Annotated in this window: 16 protein-coding genes; 11 read left to right on the top strand and 5 right to left on the bottom strand. The window is 62.6% G+C overall.

The genetic code is table 11. The annotated features are described in order from the left end of the window. Positions 1-279 precede the first annotated feature (279 nt). The gene (locus HX811_RS20995) at positions 280-891 is read right to left on the bottom strand and encodes an NAD(P)H-dependent oxidoreductase (RefSeq protein WP_177047194.1); all 612 of its coding nucleotides are present in this window, start codon (positions 889-891) and stop codon (positions 280-282) included. Positions 892-984: 93 nt separating this feature from the next. Here HX811_RS20995 and HX811_RS20990 point away from each other — a divergent pair, with 93 nt between their 5' ends. After that, complete coding sequence (locus HX811_RS20990; protein WP_032899501.1) at positions 985-1,587, top strand: TetR/AcrR family transcriptional regulator; 603 nt, start codon at positions 985-987, stop codon at positions 1,585-1,587. Here HX811_RS20990 and HX811_RS20985 read toward each other — a convergent pair. Both HX811_RS20985 and HX811_RS20980 read right to left on the bottom strand, forming a co-directional pair. After that, positions 1,584-2,258, bottom strand: coding sequence for a GNAT family N-acetyltransferase (locus HX811_RS20985; RefSeq protein ID WP_003215223.1), 675 nt, complete (start codon positions 2,256-2,258; stop codon positions 1,584-1,586). The two genes, HX811_RS20990 and HX811_RS20985, sit on opposite strands and share 4 nt — an antisense overlap. 235 nt (positions 2,259-2,493) lie before the next feature. After that, positions 2,494-3,384, bottom strand: coding sequence for a LysR family transcriptional regulator (locus HX811_RS20980; RefSeq protein WP_177047193.1), 891 nt, complete (start codon positions 3,382-3,384; stop codon positions 2,494-2,496). A gap of 111 nt (positions 3,385-3,495) precedes the next feature. Here HX811_RS20980 and HX811_RS20975 point away from each other — a divergent pair, with 111 nt between their 5' ends. The 7 genes from HX811_RS20975 (at position 3,496) to HX811_RS20945 (ending at position 11,477) form a co-directional block, all read left to right on the top strand. After that, the gene (locus HX811_RS20975) at positions 3,496-4,722 is read left to right on the top strand and encodes an MFS transporter (protein ID WP_177047191.1); all 1,227 of its coding nucleotides are present in this window, start codon (positions 3,496-3,498) and stop codon (positions 4,720-4,722) included. A 46-nt stretch (positions 4,723-4,768) separates the two neighbouring features. Further along, the gene (locus tag HX811_RS20970) at positions 4,769-5,479 is read left to right on the top strand and encodes a FadR/GntR family transcriptional regulator (RefSeq protein ID WP_008436372.1); all 711 of its coding nucleotides are present in this window, start codon (positions 4,769-4,771) and stop codon (positions 5,477-5,479) included. 105 nt (positions 5,480-5,584) lie between these two features. Further along, positions 5,585-6,778: an L-2-hydroxyglutarate oxidase gene (gene lhgO / locus HX811_RS20965; protein ID WP_177047189.1), complete on the top strand. Its 1,194-nt coding sequence runs from the start codon at positions 5,585-5,587 to the stop codon at positions 6,776-6,778. 58 nt (positions 6,779-6,836) lie between these two features. After that, the gene (locus HX811_RS20960) at positions 6,837-8,162 is read left to right on the top strand and encodes an MFS transporter (RefSeq protein WP_008436370.1); all 1,326 of its coding nucleotides are present in this window, start codon (positions 6,837-6,839) and stop codon (positions 8,160-8,162) included. An 81-nt stretch (positions 8,163-8,243) separates the two neighbouring features. Further along, the gene (locus HX811_RS20955) at positions 8,244-9,101 is read left to right on the top strand and encodes a CAP domain-containing protein (protein WP_177047187.1); all 858 of its coding nucleotides are present in this window, start codon (positions 8,244-8,246) and stop codon (positions 9,099-9,101) included. A 139-nt stretch (positions 9,102-9,240) separates the two neighbouring features. Next, entirely contained in the window at positions 9,241-9,660 is a 420-nt protein-coding gene (locus tag HX811_RS20950) for an organic hydroperoxide resistance protein (protein WP_087695064.1), read from the top strand. Positions 9,661-9,800: 140 nt separating this feature from the next. Beyond that, complete coding sequence (locus HX811_RS20945) at positions 9,801-11,477, top strand: ATP-binding protein (protein ID WP_177047185.1); 1,677 nt, start codon at positions 9,801-9,803, stop codon at positions 11,475-11,477. Between the two features lie 3 nt (positions 11,478-11,480). Here the strand turns inward: HX811_RS20945 and HX811_RS20940 are convergent, their stop codons facing one another. Beyond that, positions 11,481-12,608, bottom strand: a complete 1,128-nt coding sequence (locus HX811_RS20940) for a sensor domain-containing diguanylate cyclase (protein ID WP_177009439.1) — start codon at positions 12,606-12,608, stop codon at positions 11,481-11,483. A gap of 150 nt (positions 12,609-12,758) precedes the next feature. Between HX811_RS20940 and HX811_RS20935 the strand changes: the two genes are divergently transcribed. The 3 genes from HX811_RS20935 (at position 12,759) to HX811_RS20925 (ending at position 14,969) form a co-directional block, all read left to right on the top strand. Next, positions 12,759-13,286 (top strand): GNAT family N-acetyltransferase, encoded by a 528-nt coding sequence (locus HX811_RS20935; protein WP_008436356.1) that lies wholly within the window; start codon positions 12,759-12,761, stop codon positions 13,284-13,286. 133 nt (positions 13,287-13,419) lie between these two features. Then, positions 13,420-14,460 carry an alpha/beta fold hydrolase gene (locus HX811_RS20930; RefSeq protein ID WP_102605876.1) on the top strand — a complete coding sequence of 347 codons (1,041 nt, stop codon included), beginning with the start codon at positions 13,420-13,422 and terminating at the stop codon, positions 14,458-14,460. Further along, complete coding sequence (locus HX811_RS20925; protein WP_177047183.1) at positions 14,460-14,969, top strand: cytochrome P460 family protein; 510 nt, start codon at positions 14,460-14,462, stop codon at positions 14,967-14,969. The genes HX811_RS20930 and HX811_RS20925 overlap by 1 nt, the downstream gene beginning before the upstream one ends. Here HX811_RS20925 and HX811_RS20920 read toward each other — a convergent pair. Further along, positions 14,950-15,183 carry a molybdopterin-binding protein gene (locus HX811_RS20920; RefSeq protein ID WP_003215195.1) on the bottom strand — a complete coding sequence of 78 codons (234 nt, stop codon included), beginning with the start codon at positions 15,181-15,183 and terminating at the stop codon, positions 14,950-14,952. The genes HX811_RS20925 and HX811_RS20920 overlap by 20 nt on opposite strands. Between the last annotated feature and the right edge of the window lie 119 nt (positions 15,184-15,302).

Raw genomic sequence — 15,302 nt, 5'->3', positions numbered from 1 at the left:
CCACCGCCTTGCTGCTTCATTTCCGTTCCGTGCCCAGCCAACAGGTCACGCAAACTCATTTCGGGGTACTTAGCGTGCCGCTGTTGTTGTTCTTCATTCAGACCCGCGAATTCGTCCTGCTTTGGGTCATCCTTTGGGACATACGGGGAGTTCATTGCCATATTGGGAATATTTGAAACTGTCATAATCATTTCTCACTTTAGGTTATTTGAGCTTACCAATGTAGGCAGCTCACTCTGCGTGGCATAAATCAAGCAACAGTTCCTTGCAGCGCCAAATTTAATTGGCTTCACATTCGCAAGGCTCCAGGGTGACGAAGAGTTGTCGCCCCAGCTTTGCCGCCGTCTCCAGATGCTGTTCCGCAGCGCCGCTTTCCGAGTCCAGCAGCAGCTCGGATGTCAGCACTTTCGCACCGCAGTAATCAAAGATCCCATGGTCGATTTGCGTGCGCATGGCGTCGGCATAGCCGTGGCGTTCAAACACCCCTTCGTCCGCCCCGCCAACGCCCAGTAAGTGCACCTGCAAGTGGCCGAGTTTTTTCACCACCTTCGTCTCAAGGCTGTAGTCGATCGCCCAACCGTTGACGAATACCCGGTCGATCCAGCCCTTGACCAAGGCCGGCATCGACCACCAGAAGATCGGGAACACCAGCACCAAGGCGTCGGCGCGGTCGAGTCGGGCCTGTTCGGCCAGTACGTCGGCCGGCGGCGTGGCGCGGGTGCGATGCACTTTATGGTCGGCGGCGTTGTAGCGTGGGTCGAAACCTTCGGCGGCGAGGTCGGCGATCTCGAAGGTGTGCCCTGCGGCAATGATGCCGGCAGCAGCCTGTTTGGCGAGGCTGTGGGTGAGAGATTGTGGGTCGTGATGGGCAACGACGATCAGCGCGTGCATGGCAATGACTCCTTCGGGGGGGTGGCGATGAGCAGGCAAATTGAGTAGGCTTGAGCTAAGTTACCGTTGGTAAGTTACTTTTGGTATATAAGCATGTCAAGCGATCAATCCCCTGCCCCTCGCCGTCGCCTGTCCCGGGATGACCGGCTGCGCCAGTTGCTCGACGTGGCCTGGCAACTGGTGCGCGAGGAAGGCACCGACGCGCTGACCCTCGGGCATCTGGCCGAGTTGGCCGGCGTTACAAAGCCGGTTGTGTATGACCATTTCGGCGATCGTGCGGGGCTGCTGGCCGCGCTGTATGAAGATTTCGACGCCCGTCAGAACCAGGTATTTGCCGCCGCAATCGAGGCCAGCGAACCCACCCTGGATGATCGCGCCCGGGTGATTGCCTCGTGCTATGTCGACTGTGTGTTGTTGCAGGGGCGGGAAATTCCGGGAGTGATTGCGGCCCTGGCCGGCAGCCCGGAACTGGAAACCATCAAGCGCGAGTACGACGTGATTTTCCTCGGCAAGTGTCGCGATGCCCTCGCCCCCTTTGCCGTGGACGGTGTGATTGGCCAGCCCGGTTTACGCGCAATGCTGGGCGCAGCGGACGCCTTGTCCCATGCTGCGGCCAGCGGGGAGATCAGCCCGCTGGAGGCGCAAGAGGAGCTGTTTGCGAGCATCAAGTCGATGGTGAGTCGAGGCGCGCGTTAGCCCAGCCTTGCATGTACAAACATCCGAGCCTTGTGGGTCATCTGGTCGAAGTGACGATCACGCTGTTTTTCGGCATCGACCATCGCCCGCTTGCCGTGCTTTTGCAGGAGGTAGGTGTGGATCTGCCGCACCTCCAGCGAGCTGTAGATCGACGCCACATCCAGCAACCCCATCAAGCCGTCAGTGCTGTAGTCGCGGGTGTTCATCAACACCTGGGTACCGCGCACACCGCGCAGTTGAAAGCCCATGGACTCGAACGCCGGGACCTTCTCCACTGCGCAGGTCAGTTCGGCATGGGGGTAGCGGGCCAGCATGTCCTGCATCATCGCCCGCGCCACGCCTTTGCGCCGATGGCTGGCGTGCACCGCCATGTAAGCCACGCCGCACGCCTCGGGATCGTCCTTCACCGGCAGGTACAGCAGGAAGCCGATCACCTGCTCCTGCGCGTCCAGCGCGACGATCAATTCCACCGCAATGCCCTTGGACCCGCCCAGCGCTTCCAGGTACAGGTGCACCTCGTAGCCGATGGCGTACTGGTAGACGTTGTACAGCAGGTTGCTTGGCGGGATGGCGACCATGCTGATGTCCGTCAGGTAGTCGACCACCATCTGCAGGATCTGCGCGTTGATCGGCTCGGGGCATGGGGTTTCATAATGGGTAAGGCTGAACATTTGAATTCCTGGTGTTTCATTTCAAGGCCCGGCGGATTGTACCTGCTGAAGGGCCGCCGTGGACCCGCAAGCACCCATTGTGGCGAGGGAGCTTGCTCCCGCTGGGCTGCGTAGCAGCCCCATTAAGCGCGCCGCGTTGTTTTCGCGGGAAACAGGATGCAGGTTTTGGGGCTGCTTCGCAGCCCAGCGGGAGCAAGCTCCCTCGCCACAGGGGGGCTGGATGTCCGGGCTCGGCTCATTGCGCACATACCTCCCGCAGGCAACCGCGCAGCCAGCGATGGGCCAGGTCGGCGTCCAGGCGCGGGTGCCAGAGCATCGATACGGTGAAGTCCGGGAACACGAACGGCAGCGCAAAGCGGTAGAGGTCGCTGTGCAGGTTGGCGGTATGCCGCTCCGGCACGCTGGCGATCAGGTCGGTGCTGCGGGCCAGGGCCAGGGCGGTCGAGAAGCCGGCGACGATGGTCACCACGTCCCGGGTCAGCCCGAGCGCTTCAAGGGCTTGATGGACCTGGCCTTGATCACGGCCACGCCGGGACACGTAGATGTGCTGGCCTTCGGCGAAGCGCTGCGGCGTGACTTCGCCCTGGCTGAGCGGATGGCCCTTGCGCACCACGCCGATAAACCGGTCGCGGAACAGCGCCTGGGTCAGCACCTCGGGGCTGGCGCTGCTGTCGACCACGCCGGTTTCCAGGTCGACACTGCCATCGCGCAGCGGTGTGCTGCCTTTGTCCGGCTTGTGCACGAAGCGCAACCGCACGCCAGGCGCTTCCCGGGCAATCCGCGTCAACAGCGCCGGGCCGAAGTTTTCCACAAATCCGTCGCTGGTGCGCAAGGTGAAGGTGCGTACCAGCTGGCTCAAATCCAGGGTCGCAGCGGGTCGCAACACCGCTTCGGCGTCCTGCACCAACTGGCTGACCTGTTCGCGCAACGCCAAAGCGCGCGGCGTAGGTACCAGGCCGCGGCCGGCACGGACCAATAACGGATCGCCGGTGGTTTCCCGCAGTCGCGCCAGCGCCCGGCTCATCGCCGACGGGCTCAGGCGCAAGCGTTGAGCAGCACGGGCGACGCTGCCTTCGGCGAGCAACACATCGAGGGTGACCAGCAGATTGAAATCAGGTGTCGACACGGCAAACCTCATAGGGCGTTTGGCGCACGTATAAAGTGCAAATGCTGCGCCTTCCGCCATGTTAGGTGACGGCGTAGATTTCTGACAGCGGTCAAACCCTGGAGCCTCTTGATGAAATCACCTGCACCCCGTGGCGCTCTCGTCGCCCTGTCACTGTCCATGTTGCTGGCGTCCTTGGGCACCAGCATCGCCAACGTCGGCCTGCCGAGCCTGGTGCAGGCGTTTGATGCATCGTTCCAGGTGGCGCAGTGGGTGGTGCTCGCCTACTTGCTGGCGATCACCGCCGTGATCGTCAGCGTTGGGCGACTGGGCGACCTGATGGGCCGCAGCCGTTTGCTACTGGCGGGGTTACTGCTCTTCACCGTGGCCTCGGCCTTGTGCGGCATGGCCCCGTCCCTCGGGTTGTTGATTGCGGCCCGCACCCTGCAAGGCCTGGGCGCGGCGATCATGATGGCGATGACCATGGCGCTGGTGGGCGGCACCGTAACCAAGGAACGCACCGGCCGCGCCATGGGGTTGCTGGGCACGATGTCGGCCATGGGTACCGCGCTGGGGCCAAGCCTTGGCGGGGTGTTGATCGCGGGGTTTGGCTGGCGCGCGCTGTTTTTCATCACCGTGCCGCTGGGTTTGCTGACATTTGCCCTCGCCCGGCGTTATCTGCGCGTCGACCGCCATGGGCAACAGCCCGCGCAATCCGGGTTCAGTTTCTTGTCGACTTTACGGGATTCAACGCTAAGCGCTGGCCTGGCCATGAGCGCGCTGGTATCGGCGGTGATGATGGCGACCTTGGTGGTCGGGCCCTTCTACCTGACCCACGGTGCAGGCCTCGACCCCGCCTGGATGGGCCTGACAATGGCAGTCGGGCCCTGCGTTTCGGCATTCACGGGCATCCCTGCGGGACGTTTGACCGACCGTTTCGGCAGCGGCCCGATGACCATCGCCGGGCTGCTGGCGATGCTGGCGGGGTGCCTGCTGCTCTCCCTGGCGCCGCTGAACCTTGGGGTTGCCGGGTATATCGCCCCGCTGATCATCCTCACCCTCGGCTACGCCCAGTTTCAAGCCGCCAACAACACCGCCGTGATGAGCGACGTACTGGCAGACCGCCGTGGCGTGATCGCCGGCTTGCTTAATCTGTCGCGCAATCTGGGCCTGATCGCCGGGGCTTCGGCCTTGGGCGCAGTGTTTTCGCAGGTTTCAGGTGACCTCGCCACAGCCACTCCCGCCGACGTGGGAAGTGGGATGCAAGCCACGTTCGGCGTGGCATTGGCACTGATTGGTGTGGGCCTTTTCCTGGCCCTACGCACCCGGTTCCGCGTAACACCTGTCTTGACAAGGTAAAATCGTAACGACTATTGTCTGACAACCTGATTACCAAGGTTTTCCCATGCTTGAGCTCCAGCGCCCTGATTCGCTCGTTATGCGCGTTGTCAGCGCCATTCGTGCAGAAATCGATTCCGGCCAACTGGCGCCCGAAGCGCGCCTGCCCACCGAACAGCAACTGGCTGAACAACTCAATGTCAGCCGTTCGGTGGTGCGCGAAGCGATTGCCCAGCTCAAGGCCGACGGCGTACTGACTGCGCGGCGTGGCCTGGGCTCATTTATCTCGCAAACCCCGGCCGGCACCGTGTTCCGCTTCCCGGAAAAAAACGGTCGCCGCCCGGACCTGGCGCAAATGTTCGAAGTGCGCCTGTGGATCGAAACCCAGGCCGCCTCGATTGCCGCCCAACGCCGCGACGCCGCCGACCTGCAGCGCATGAAGACCGCCCTGCAGGAAATGCACGACAAACGCGCCGACTTTGACGCCGCCGCCCTGGCCGATGTGGAATTCCATCGCGCCATCGCCGAGGCCAGCAAGAACGACTATTTCGTGGCCTTCCATGACTTCCTCAGAAGCCAACTGGCCAGCGCCCGCAAGACCGCCTGGGAAAACTCCGCCACCCGCTTTGTCAGCGGCTCGGCCGATGCCACCCAGGAACACACTGCGCTCTACCAGGCCATCGTCGACGGTGATGCCCAAGGCGCTGCCGCCTGTGCCGAGGCTCACTTGCGCGCCGCAGCAAGGCGCCTGCATCTGGAACTGCCCGCTATCAATTGACCGATCCGAACCCGTTTAAAGCGTGCCGATGGCGCGCTGTTTTTTAACAAAACCATTAGTCTGACAACCTGATAAGCAGACTGAAATGCGTAGGTATCCAAAACAATGATTTATGACTTTTGCATCATCGGCGGCGGCATCGTCGGTTTGGCCACCGCGATGGAGTTGCTCAAGCGCCAGCCCAACGCCTCGCTGGTGATCCTGGAGAAGGAAAGCCTGTTGGCCAAACACCAGACCGGCCATAACAGCGGCGTGATCCATGCCGGCATCTACTACGCGCCGGGCAGCCTCAAGGCCGACTTGTGCAAACGTGGCGCCGAAGCGACCAAGCAGTTCTGCACCGAGCACGGGATCAAGTTCGAGGTGTGCGGCAAGTTGCTGGTGGCTTCGACTGATCTGGAAGTACAACGGATGGAAGCGCTGTACGCCCGCTCGCAGCTCAACGGCATGAAAGTCGAACGCCTGGACGCCGACCAGTTGCGCCAGCGCGAACCGAACATCGTCGGGCTGGGCGGGCTGTTTCTCGACGCCACCGGCATTGTCGATTACCGCGAAGTCTGCGAAACCATGGCCCGGGTGATTCGTCGCGCCGGCGGGGAAATCTGCCTGGAACGCACCGTCACTGCGATCGTCGAGGACACCGACAAAGTCACCGTCAGCACCCGGGGCGAAAGCTGGCAGGCCAGGCATCTGGTGGTGTGTGCAGGTTTGCAATCGGACCGCCTGGCCGTGATGGCCGGCGTCAAGATCGACCACCAGATCATCCCGTTCCGTGGCGAATACTTCCGCTTGCCGGAATCGAAGAACACCATCGTCAACCACCTGATCTACCCGATTCCCGACCCGGAGCTGCCCTTCCTCGGCGTGCACCTGACCCGCATGATCGACGGCAGCGTCACCGTTGGCCCGAATGCCGTACTCGGCCTGGGTCGCGAGAACTACCGCAAATTCTCGGTGAACTGGCGCGACGTGGCGCAGTACGCGAGCTTCCCGGGCTTCTGGAAAACCATCTGGCAGAACCTCGGTTCGGGCAGCGTCGAGATGAAGAACTCGCTGTTCAAGTCCGGCTACCTGGAGCAGTGCCGCAAGTACTGCCCATCGCTCAACATCGAAGACCTGCTGCCTTATGAAGCCGGCATCCGCGCCCAGGCCGTGATGCGCGACGGCGCCCTGGTGCACGACTTCCTGTTCGCCCAGACCCCGCGAATGCTCCACGTGTGCAATGCGCCCTCACCCGCTGCCACCTCCGCGATTCCTATCGGCGCAATGATCGCCGACCGCATGTTCAAGCCCCACTGACGCACCGCACCACGCCTCACTTTGACAATAAATATAATGACTCATAAGGAAGTACAGAATGACGGCTACAGCCCGCACCCCGGACGTTGAAACCCCCGAGCAAACCAGGAAACGCCTGCGCAAAGTCGCGGCCGCGACGATCTTCGGTTCGATGCTGGAGTGGTATGACTTTTACCTGTACGCCACCATGGCGGCGATTGTGTTCTCGAAGATTTTCTTCGATAACAGCGACCCGAAAGCCGCTACGCTGATGGCGTTTTCCACCTTTGCCATCGGCTTCATCGCGCGCCCGTTCGGCGGCATTCTGTTTGGCTACCTGGGCGACAAGTTCGGGCGTAAACAAGTGCTGGTGCTGACCTTCTGCATGATGGGCGTGTGCACCACACTGATCGGGCTGATCCCCAGCTACGCCTCCATCGGCATCTGGGCGCCGATCGTGCTGGTGTTTATCCGCATCATCCAGGGCCTGGGGGCCGGTGCCGAACTGTCCGGCGCGGCGGTTACCTCCTACGAGCACGCCTCAGAAGGCAAGCGCGGCAGCCAGGGTGCATGGCCGGCGCTCGGGCTGAACCTGGGCTTGCTGCTGTCTTCGCTGACCGTGTACCTGCTGACCATCAACGGCAATGAATTCCTGCTGGCCGGCGGCTGGCGGATTCCGTTCATTTGCAGCATCGCGCTGGTGGGTGTGGGCCTGTGGGTGCGCAACAGCATCCCGGAAACCCCGGAATTCAAGGAACTGAGCAAGGAAACCGCAAAGGCCAAGGCGTCGCCGCTCAAGGCGCTGTTCAAGAACGACCTCAAGGGCCTGGCCGTGGTGTTCTTCGTGGCGATTGGCTACAACGCGTTGAGCTACATCTTCAAGACCTTTTCCCTGGCTTACCTCACCCAGTTCAAGGGTGTCGATGTGCACGTCACGTCGCTGTCGGTGACCATTGCCAGCCTGATCGCCATCGTCGCCGTGCCATGCTTCGGCTGGTTGTGCGACAAGTGGAGCAGCAAGACCGTGCTGATGCTCGGCGGCCTGCTGTCGCTGCTGTTTGCCTACCCGTTCCTTGCGCTGCTCAATACCGGTGAAAGCCTGATGATCTATGTCGCCATTGGCGTGGGCACCGGCATCCTCGCGCCGATGATGTTTGCGCCGCAGGGTTCGTTCCTGAGCCGCCAGTTCCCGACCCAGACCCGCTCCTCGGGCTTTGGCACCGGGCGGGAAATCGGCACCGCGATCGCAGGTGGCCTGGCGCCATTAGGGGCGTTGTCGATGGTGGCGGCGTCGGCCACTCACTCCACTGATGGCGTTGTGATAATCCTCGCGATCTCGTCCCTGCTGGTGGTGGTGTTCGCCTTGTGCGATCAGGGCCGTAAACACTCGGCATTCAAGAACTGAGGCAAAAAGTTCGGACCAACGGGTGCATGGATGCCCCTTCATCGCGCATCATGGGCACTTTCAAGCTCAAGGGAAACGTCCATGCGCGTTCTGTCATTGATGATGGGTCTTACGACGCTGGCCGCCAGTCTGGTGTTTACCGCCCAGGCGCAGGCGGGTGAAGAAAGCCTGTTGGTCGACTCGATCAATCAATACCGCAGCCAGGTCCAGCGCTGCGGCAACCAGGGTTTCCAGGAATTGCCACCGCTGGCCAGCGACACGCGGCTGGTGTTGCCGGTCAACAGTGTCGGCGACTTGCAGCAGGCGCTGGCGCGGGCGGCGTACCCGATGGTCAACGTCCAGGCCATCAGCCTGTCCGGGCCCAGGAACGCCGAAGCCGCGATGAAAGCCGTGCGCGAAAGTTTTTGCCGGGTGGTGCTCGACCCGCAGTTCATTGATATCGGCGTGAGCAACAGCGGCCAGGACTGGCGCATCGTGCTGGCCCGCCCGCTGCTGACCAGCGGCCTGGGCGAGACCCAGACCGAAGGCAAGAAGGTGCTCGACCTGATCAACACCGCCCGCCAGCAATCACGCCAATGTGGCGCCCAGGCCTTTGCCGCCACCACACCCCTGAGCTGGAACGAAGCACTCGCCAACGCCGCCGCCGGCCACGCGCGCAACATGGCCAACGGCAACTTCTTCGATCACCTGGACCACGATGGCCGCACCCCGGGTGACCGGGCTGAACTGGCAGGCTACATCGGCCAGCAGATCGGCGAGAACATCGCCGCCGGCATGGACACCCCACGCAAGGTGGTCGACGGCTGGCTGGCCAGCCCCGGGCACTGTGCCAACCTGATGAACCCGCAGTTCCGCGAAATGGGCGCCGCCTACGCCATGGACCCGAAAAGTGATGCCGGCATCTACTGGACCGGGTTGTTTGGCGTGCAGCAGCAATAACGGTTTGTATCCCAACGTATCTTCCCGGCGAGGCGACACACTGCGAGGTGCAGGGCCCCGGCGATGACACATTGCGGATACGCCGGCGCGGTTTCCTGTGCACACCGGCCCACCCCGGGCCACTTGCGAGGAAACCGTCATGTCCCAGAACAGCACCGTGCTCTACACCGGCAGAACCCACACCACCGGCGGGCGTGAAGGCGCGTCCCACAGCGATGACCTGCACCTGGACATCAAGCTGTCGCCGCCCGGCTCCAAGGCGCCCGGCACCAACCCCGAGCAACTGTTTGGTGCCGGCTGGTCCGCCTGCTTTATCGGCGCAATGGGCAAAGCCGCACAAACCCTTCACATCCGCCTGCCCGCCGACACGGCAGTGAGTGCCGAAGTGGACCTGGTGAACAGCCCGGAAGATGGCTATTACCTGCAGGCGCGCCTGCGGGTCAGCCTGCCGGGTATCGAACACTCGGCGGCGCAGGCACTGGTGGACCGTGCCCACCAGACGTGCCCGTATTCCAAGGCCACCCGCGGCAATATCGCGGTAACGATTACGGTGGCCTGAAGGGAGCTCAGCGAAGCATTATCCGGCCGAGACACTAAAGTGCCATCTAGTGGATAATCCCGCTGAACTGGCTGAGTCCCGGGATGTCTGTAGCTTGGCATCCCTACCTCAGCGAACCGTGGCAAGAAGGCGTTCACCGAATGACAAACTGGCTGCAAGGCGGCGGCGAAATGGCCGAACGGGTCCGGCATCACAACTGGGCCAATACGCCATTGGGGCCTTTGGAACACTGGCCGGACGTACTGAAGACCACCGTCGCCCTGTGCCTTGCCTCCAGTTTCCCCCAGGCGATCGTCTGGGGGCCTGCGCTGATCACGCTTTACAACGACGGGTTTATCCCGATTCTCGGCGACAAGCCTGATGCCCTCGGGCGGCCATTCAACGAGATCTGGCAGGAAGCCTGGCCCCAGATCAGTCCGATCGCGGATGCCGCCTTCGCAGGTGAAGCCACCTTTATCGAAAACTTCCCGCTGACGATCGAACGCGGCGGCGCGCCGGAGCAGGCGTACTTCACCTTCTGCTACAGCCCGATCCGCGACGTACAGGGCAAGGTGGTCGGCATGCTCGACACCGTGACCGAAACCACCGCCACCGTGGTTTTGTCCCAGCGCCTGGCCGAGCTGAATGCAAGCCTGGAGCAGCGCGTCGACGAAAGGACCACCCTGCTGACCCAGACCGAAGCCGCCTTGCGTCAATCGCAAAAGCTTGAAGCCATCGGCCAGTTGACCGGTGGCGTGGCCCACGACTTCAACAACCTGCTGACCATCATTCGCTCATCCGTCGACTTCCTGCGGATGCCGAGCCTGTCCGAAGAGCGTCGCCAGCGCTACATGAGCGCGGTCACCGACACCGTGGACCGGGCCGGCAAATTGACCAGCCAGTTGCTCGCATTTGCCCGGCGCCAGCCGCTGAACCCGGAAGTGTTCGATGCAGGCCTGCGGGTGAAAAACATCGGCGAGATGCTTGAGACGGTGACTGGCGCGCGGATTCATGTGCACGTCGAACTGCCCGGGCAGCCGTGCTACATCCGCGCCGACTCCAGCCAGTTTGAAACCGCCCTGATCAACATCGCCCTCAACGCCCGGGACGCGATGAACGGCCAGGGTAGCCTGACCCTGCGACTGGACGCCGATCAAGCACTGCCGAGCATCCGTGGTGACGCCGGTTCACGCCAGGCGTTCATCGCCATTTCACTCACCGACACCGGCAGCGGGATTCCCGGGGAGACGTTCGAGCGCATCTTCGAACCCTTCTTCACCACCAAGGAAGTCGGCAAGGGCACCGGCCTGGGACTGTCCCAGGTGTTCGGCTTCGCCAAGCAATCGGGCGGCAACGTCGATGTGGCCAGCCAGGTTGGCCAGGGCACGGTGTTTACCCTGTACTTGCCGCAAGTGGTACCTGAAGAGAGCTTCCAACGTGACACCCCGGACACCTGCGGGCTGATCACCGAATGCGCCCAGCGCCATATCCTGGTGGTGGAAGACAACCTGGAAGTGGGCCGCTTTGCCAATCAGATCCTCCAGGACCTCGGCTACCAGACCACCTGGGCAACCAATGCCGAACAGGCGCTGGAACTGGCCGGCGCAGACGCGTTGGGGTTCGATGCGGTGTTTTCCGACGTGGTGATGCCCGGCATCACCGGGGTGGCCCTGGCCAGGGAACTGCGACGCCGCCGGCCCGGCCTGCCGGTGGTACTGACCTCGGGCTACAGCGAGGAACTGGCGGAAAGCGGCTATGAAGGCCTGGTGTTCCTGCCCAAACCCTACTCGGCCGACCAGGTCTCACAGGTGCTGGCCAAGGCGCTGCTCAAGGGCTGAGGCCTATTCCGCGACGGCCACCTGGTTACGCCCGAGGGCCTTGGCGCGGTACAGCGCCTTGTCTGCGGTGTTCATCAGGCCGTGCAGGTCCTGGTCCACCGCGCGGGCCCAGGCCACGCCGAGGCTGGCGGTCAACCCCTTGACCGGCTCGCTGGTCAGCCCGGCGATGGCCTTGATCAACTGCTCGGCGATGTCCCGCCCGGTCTCCAGCGACGTATCCGGCAGCAGCACCGCAAACTCCTCGCCCCCCAGCCGCCCATACACATCGGCCTGGCGAAACGACGCGCTGATCACCCCGCCGATCTGGCGCAGCACCTGGTCCCCGGCCTGGTGGCCGTAGGTGTCATTGATGTCCTTGAAGTGGTCCATGTCCATCATCAGCGCGCACAACGGCTGCTGGTTATGCCGGCACTGTTCGTAGAGCAACTGCGCATGCTCGAAAAACGCCCGGCGGTTCATCAGGCCGGTGAGTTCGTCGGTTTGCGCGGCGCGGGCGGAGATGTTGTGGGCTCGTTCCATTTGCCGGGTCAGGCGAAAGGCTTTTTCCAGGGCATCCGACAGCTTGCGCGTGGCGCCACCGACAAACGAAGAGAACACCAGCACCGCCAGGGCCATGCCGACTTGCATCGACGACGGTTGAAACAGCAGCCACAGGGTGCACGGCAGCAGCACCAGGCCCATGGAGACCAGGGTCATGTAGCGATAGGCTGAATAACACGAGACTGCGCTGACCGACATGCCCACGGTGAACAACATCACCAGGGCCTGGGACAGGCGGTCGTCGGTGGGCATCAGGGCGAATGCGCCGATGCCCCAGACCCCGGCCGACAACATCAGCGTTACCCAGTAGCGCCGCTCCCAGCGCGCGGGGGTGCGTTCACTGTTGGGGCAGCGAAACCAGTCCATGAACATCCACACCCGCAGCAACGACGTCCCCGCCAATACCACCAGCCAGACCAGCATTACCCGGTGATCAAAACGTTCCCAGCACAGCCAGCACAGCATGGCGGCCGCCATATAACTGCCGAACACTGCAGAGAATGACTGGCGAAACAGCTGGTGCAATCGATCTGTTCGTACCTGCTCCTCGATGAAGCAATCCTGGTCCTGCCCACGCCCAAGGCCATTCATTTGGTCCGCCTGATCTTACTGCCGCGACAAAGTGCCATTGTGGCATCCTGCCAGTAGCCCTAACAACTGAATCAAGCGTGCTAGAGCGCCGAAAGCAGGATAAATATAGGTGAACACCTTCTCGCTCGCTCCAAGGATCAGAGTCCACCCATGAATACCCACCCGATTACCACCGAACGCCTGATTCTCAGGCCCGCAGCGGCCGATGATGTGGCCAGTGTATTTGCCATTTATGGCGATCCCGAGACCAACCGCTACAACCCGGCGGGCCCCTTGACGGACCTGGGCCAAGCCGAGGCCGCCCTGGCTCGCTGGCTGCTGCACTGGACAGAACATGGTTTCGGCCAATGGGCGATTGCCACACAAGAGGCGCCGGACCGCGTGATCGGCTTTGGTGGCATCACCTTGTACCCCTACAACGACGTTGAGCGGATCAACCTGGGCTACCGCTTTGCGGTCAGCGCCTGGGGCCAGGGCTTTGCAACCGAGATTGCCAGGGCGGCGTTGCAGTTTGCCTTTGTCGAACTGGACCAGCCGCAGGTGTACGGCGTGGTGCGTCCGGCGCATACAGCGTCGATCAAGGTGCTGGAGAAAATCGGCATGCAGTACATCGATGAGCTGGACGATGTACCCGGTCAGGCGCCGAGCCTGGTGTATGTGGCACGGCGGGCCCTCTGACCTTTGTATCGCAGTGTGTCCAAACACCGCTGCGATACAAAACCTTTAACCCACGGGTTTTCTCGAAACAGACGGGATACACAACTACGTTCAACTGTGAGCCAGGCACACCACCCGCCGCCGGAGACTCACCATGCACACACAGTTGAACCCCCCACCCCGCCGCCTGATGGGCGCGTCGCTGCTGGCCTTTGCGCTGTTGCAGTTCGGTGCCCTCGGTGTCGCCAGTGCACAGGACGCGCAAGCACCTGCGGCGGCCAGCGCAACTGCCCACAGCGCGCTCGGCCCGTTGAAGCATGTGAAAGCCGGCTTGCTGGATGTGGCCTACGCCGAAGTCGGCCCGGCCGATGGCCCGGTGGTGATACTGCTGCATGGCTGGCCCTACGACATTGACAGCTACTCCGAGGTAGCGCCGCTGCTGGCTGCCCAGGGCTACCGGGTGCTGGTGCCTTACGCCCGCGGCTATGGCGATACCCATTTCCTGTCGGCAAAGACCCTGCGCAACGGCCAGCCGGCCGCCCTCGCCGTCGACCTGATCGACTTCATGGACGCGCTGAAGATCAAGCAGGCCGTGCTCGGCGGCTATGACTGGGGGGCGCGCACCGCCGACATCGTCTCGGCGTTGTGGCCTGAGCGGGTCAAGGCGCTGGTATCGGTCAGCGGCTACCTGATCGGCAACCAGGCCGCGGGCAAGAACCCATTGCCGCCCAAGGCCGAGTTGCAATGGTGGTACCAGTTCTACTTCGCCACCGATCGCGGCGCCGCCGGCTATGCGAAAAACACCCACGACTTTGCCAAGTTGATCTGGCAGATCGCCTCGCCAAAATGGGCATTCGACGACGCCACCTTCGACCGCAGCGCCAAAGGCCTGGACAACCCCGACCACGTCGCCGTATCGATCTTCAACTACCGCTGGCGCCTGGGGCTGGTGCAGGGCGAGAAAAAATACGCTGCGCTGGAACAGAAACTGGCCACTGCACCCTCCATCAACGTACCCACCATCACCATGGAAGGCGACGCCAACGGCGCGCCGCACCCGGCCGCAGAGGACTATGCCAAACGCTTTACCGGCAAGTACGAATACCGCCTGATCAGCGGCGGCATCGGCCACAACCTGCCGCAGGAAGCACCGCAAGCCTTTGCCAAGGCTGTGATCGATGCGGACCACCTGTGATGAAGCGCCTGCATCTTGCTGCACTCGTCGCTGCAACAGCTGCCGTGGTGGCCACCGCTACCGGGTTCGCCTTTGGCGGCCCGGCCATCAGCGAGCCTTCGCCGATCTACGGCGTGACCATTCCCGACGGCTACCGTCAATGGGAGCTGATCGCGCCGGCCCTGGAAGCCGACCCGCTGAATGAACTGCGGGTGGTGCTGGGCAATAAAGTGGCGCTCAAGGCGTACCGCGACGGCACGCTGCCCTTCCCCGACGGCACTGTGCTGGCGAAACTGGCCTGGAAACATGTGCAATCGCCGGAGTTCAAGACCGCGTCGATTCCCGGCGCGGCGACTACCGTGCAGTTCATGGTCAAGGACTCGAAGAAATACGCAGCGACCGGAGGCTGGGGCTTTGGACGGTTCATCAATGGCAAGCCGGTAGACCAGGCGCAGCATGAGACGTGCTTTGCCTGCCATCAGGCGCTGGTGAAGAACCACGATTATGTGTTCACCCGGCTGGCGCCTTAGCGCAATAGCCCTTTTCAACAACAAACGCCGTGGCGCTCACGCCCGGCTTCAGGCCCAACTCGGCCACCGCGTCGCGGGTCACGATGGAAAACACCTTCGAACCGCCCGCCAACTGCTCGCCGCCGGGCAGGGTCAACACCACTTCGGCATTGACCGCGCCGTGCTGGACCTGGCTGACCTGGCCTTTGGATACGTTGCGTGCACTGACTTTCATGGAAACGGTTCTTGTCTTGACTTGTAGGTTGGGAATTGCCGCGCATGGTTAAACGTTGCCTTGTGTAAAAACAACTGTAGCGCCCTGCTCTGGCTGGAACCCCACGCCAATAAAGAAGG

The organism is Pseudomonas sp. F8002 (genome assembly GCF_013385495.1).
GTDB lineage: Bacteria > Pseudomonadota > Gammaproteobacteria > Pseudomonadales > Pseudomonadaceae > Aquipseudomonas.
The sequence above is the reverse complement of the archived record's forward strand: the minus strand, read 5'-3'. Positions and strand labels throughout refer to the sequence as shown.

Bases quoted from the DNA above. Each gene is read 5' to 3' on its own strand.
- HX811_RS20995 (WP_177047194.1), bottom strand. From the start codon at position 891: ATGCACGCGCTGATCGTCGTTGCCCATCACGACCCACAATCTCTCACC.
- HX811_RS20950 (WP_087695064.1), top strand. From the start codon at position 9,241: ATGTCCCAGAACAGCACCGTGCTCTACACCGGCAGAACCCACACCACC.
- HX811_RS20990 (WP_032899501.1), top strand. From the start codon at position 985: ATGTCAAGCGATCAATCCCCTGCCCCTCGCCGTCGCCTGTCCCGGGAT.
- HX811_RS20920 (WP_003215195.1), bottom strand. From the start codon at position 15,183: ATGAAAGTCAGTGCACGCAACGTATCCAAAGGCCAGGTCAGCCAGGTC.
- HX811_RS20975 (WP_177047191.1), top strand. From the start codon at position 3,496: ATGAAATCACCTGCACCCCGTGGCGCTCTCGTCGCCCTGTCACTGTCC.
- HX811_RS20955 (WP_177047187.1), top strand. From the start codon at position 8,244: ATGCGCGTTCTGTCATTGATGATGGGTCTTACGACGCTGGCCGCCAGT.
- HX811_RS20940 (WP_177009439.1), bottom strand. From the start codon at position 12,608: ATGAATGGCCTTGGGCGTGGGCAGGACCAGGATTGCTTCATCGAGGAG.
- HX811_RS20970 (WP_008436372.1), top strand. From the start codon at position 4,769: ATGCTTGAGCTCCAGCGCCCTGATTCGCTCGTTATGCGCGTTGTCAGC.
- HX811_RS20935 (WP_008436356.1), top strand. From the start codon at position 12,759: ATGAATACCCACCCGATTACCACCGAACGCCTGATTCTCAGGCCCGCA.
- HX811_RS20945 (WP_177047185.1), top strand. From the start codon at position 9,801: ATGACAAACTGGCTGCAAGGCGGCGGCGAAATGGCCGAACGGGTCCGG.
- HX811_RS20960 (WP_008436370.1), top strand. From the start codon at position 6,837: ATGACGGCTACAGCCCGCACCCCGGACGTTGAAACCCCCGAGCAAACC.
- HX811_RS20985 (WP_003215223.1), bottom strand. From the start codon at position 2,258: ATGTTCAGCCTTACCCATTATGAAACCCCATGCCCCGAGCCGATCAAC.
- HX811_RS20930 (WP_102605876.1), top strand. From the start codon at position 13,420: ATGCACACACAGTTGAACCCCCCACCCCGCCGCCTGATGGGCGCGTCG.
- lhgO (WP_177047189.1), top strand. From the start codon at position 5,585: ATGATTTATGACTTTTGCATCATCGGCGGCGGCATCGTCGGTTTGGCC.
- HX811_RS20925 (WP_177047183.1), top strand. From the start codon at position 14,460: ATGAAGCGCCTGCATCTTGCTGCACTCGTCGCTGCAACAGCTGCCGTG.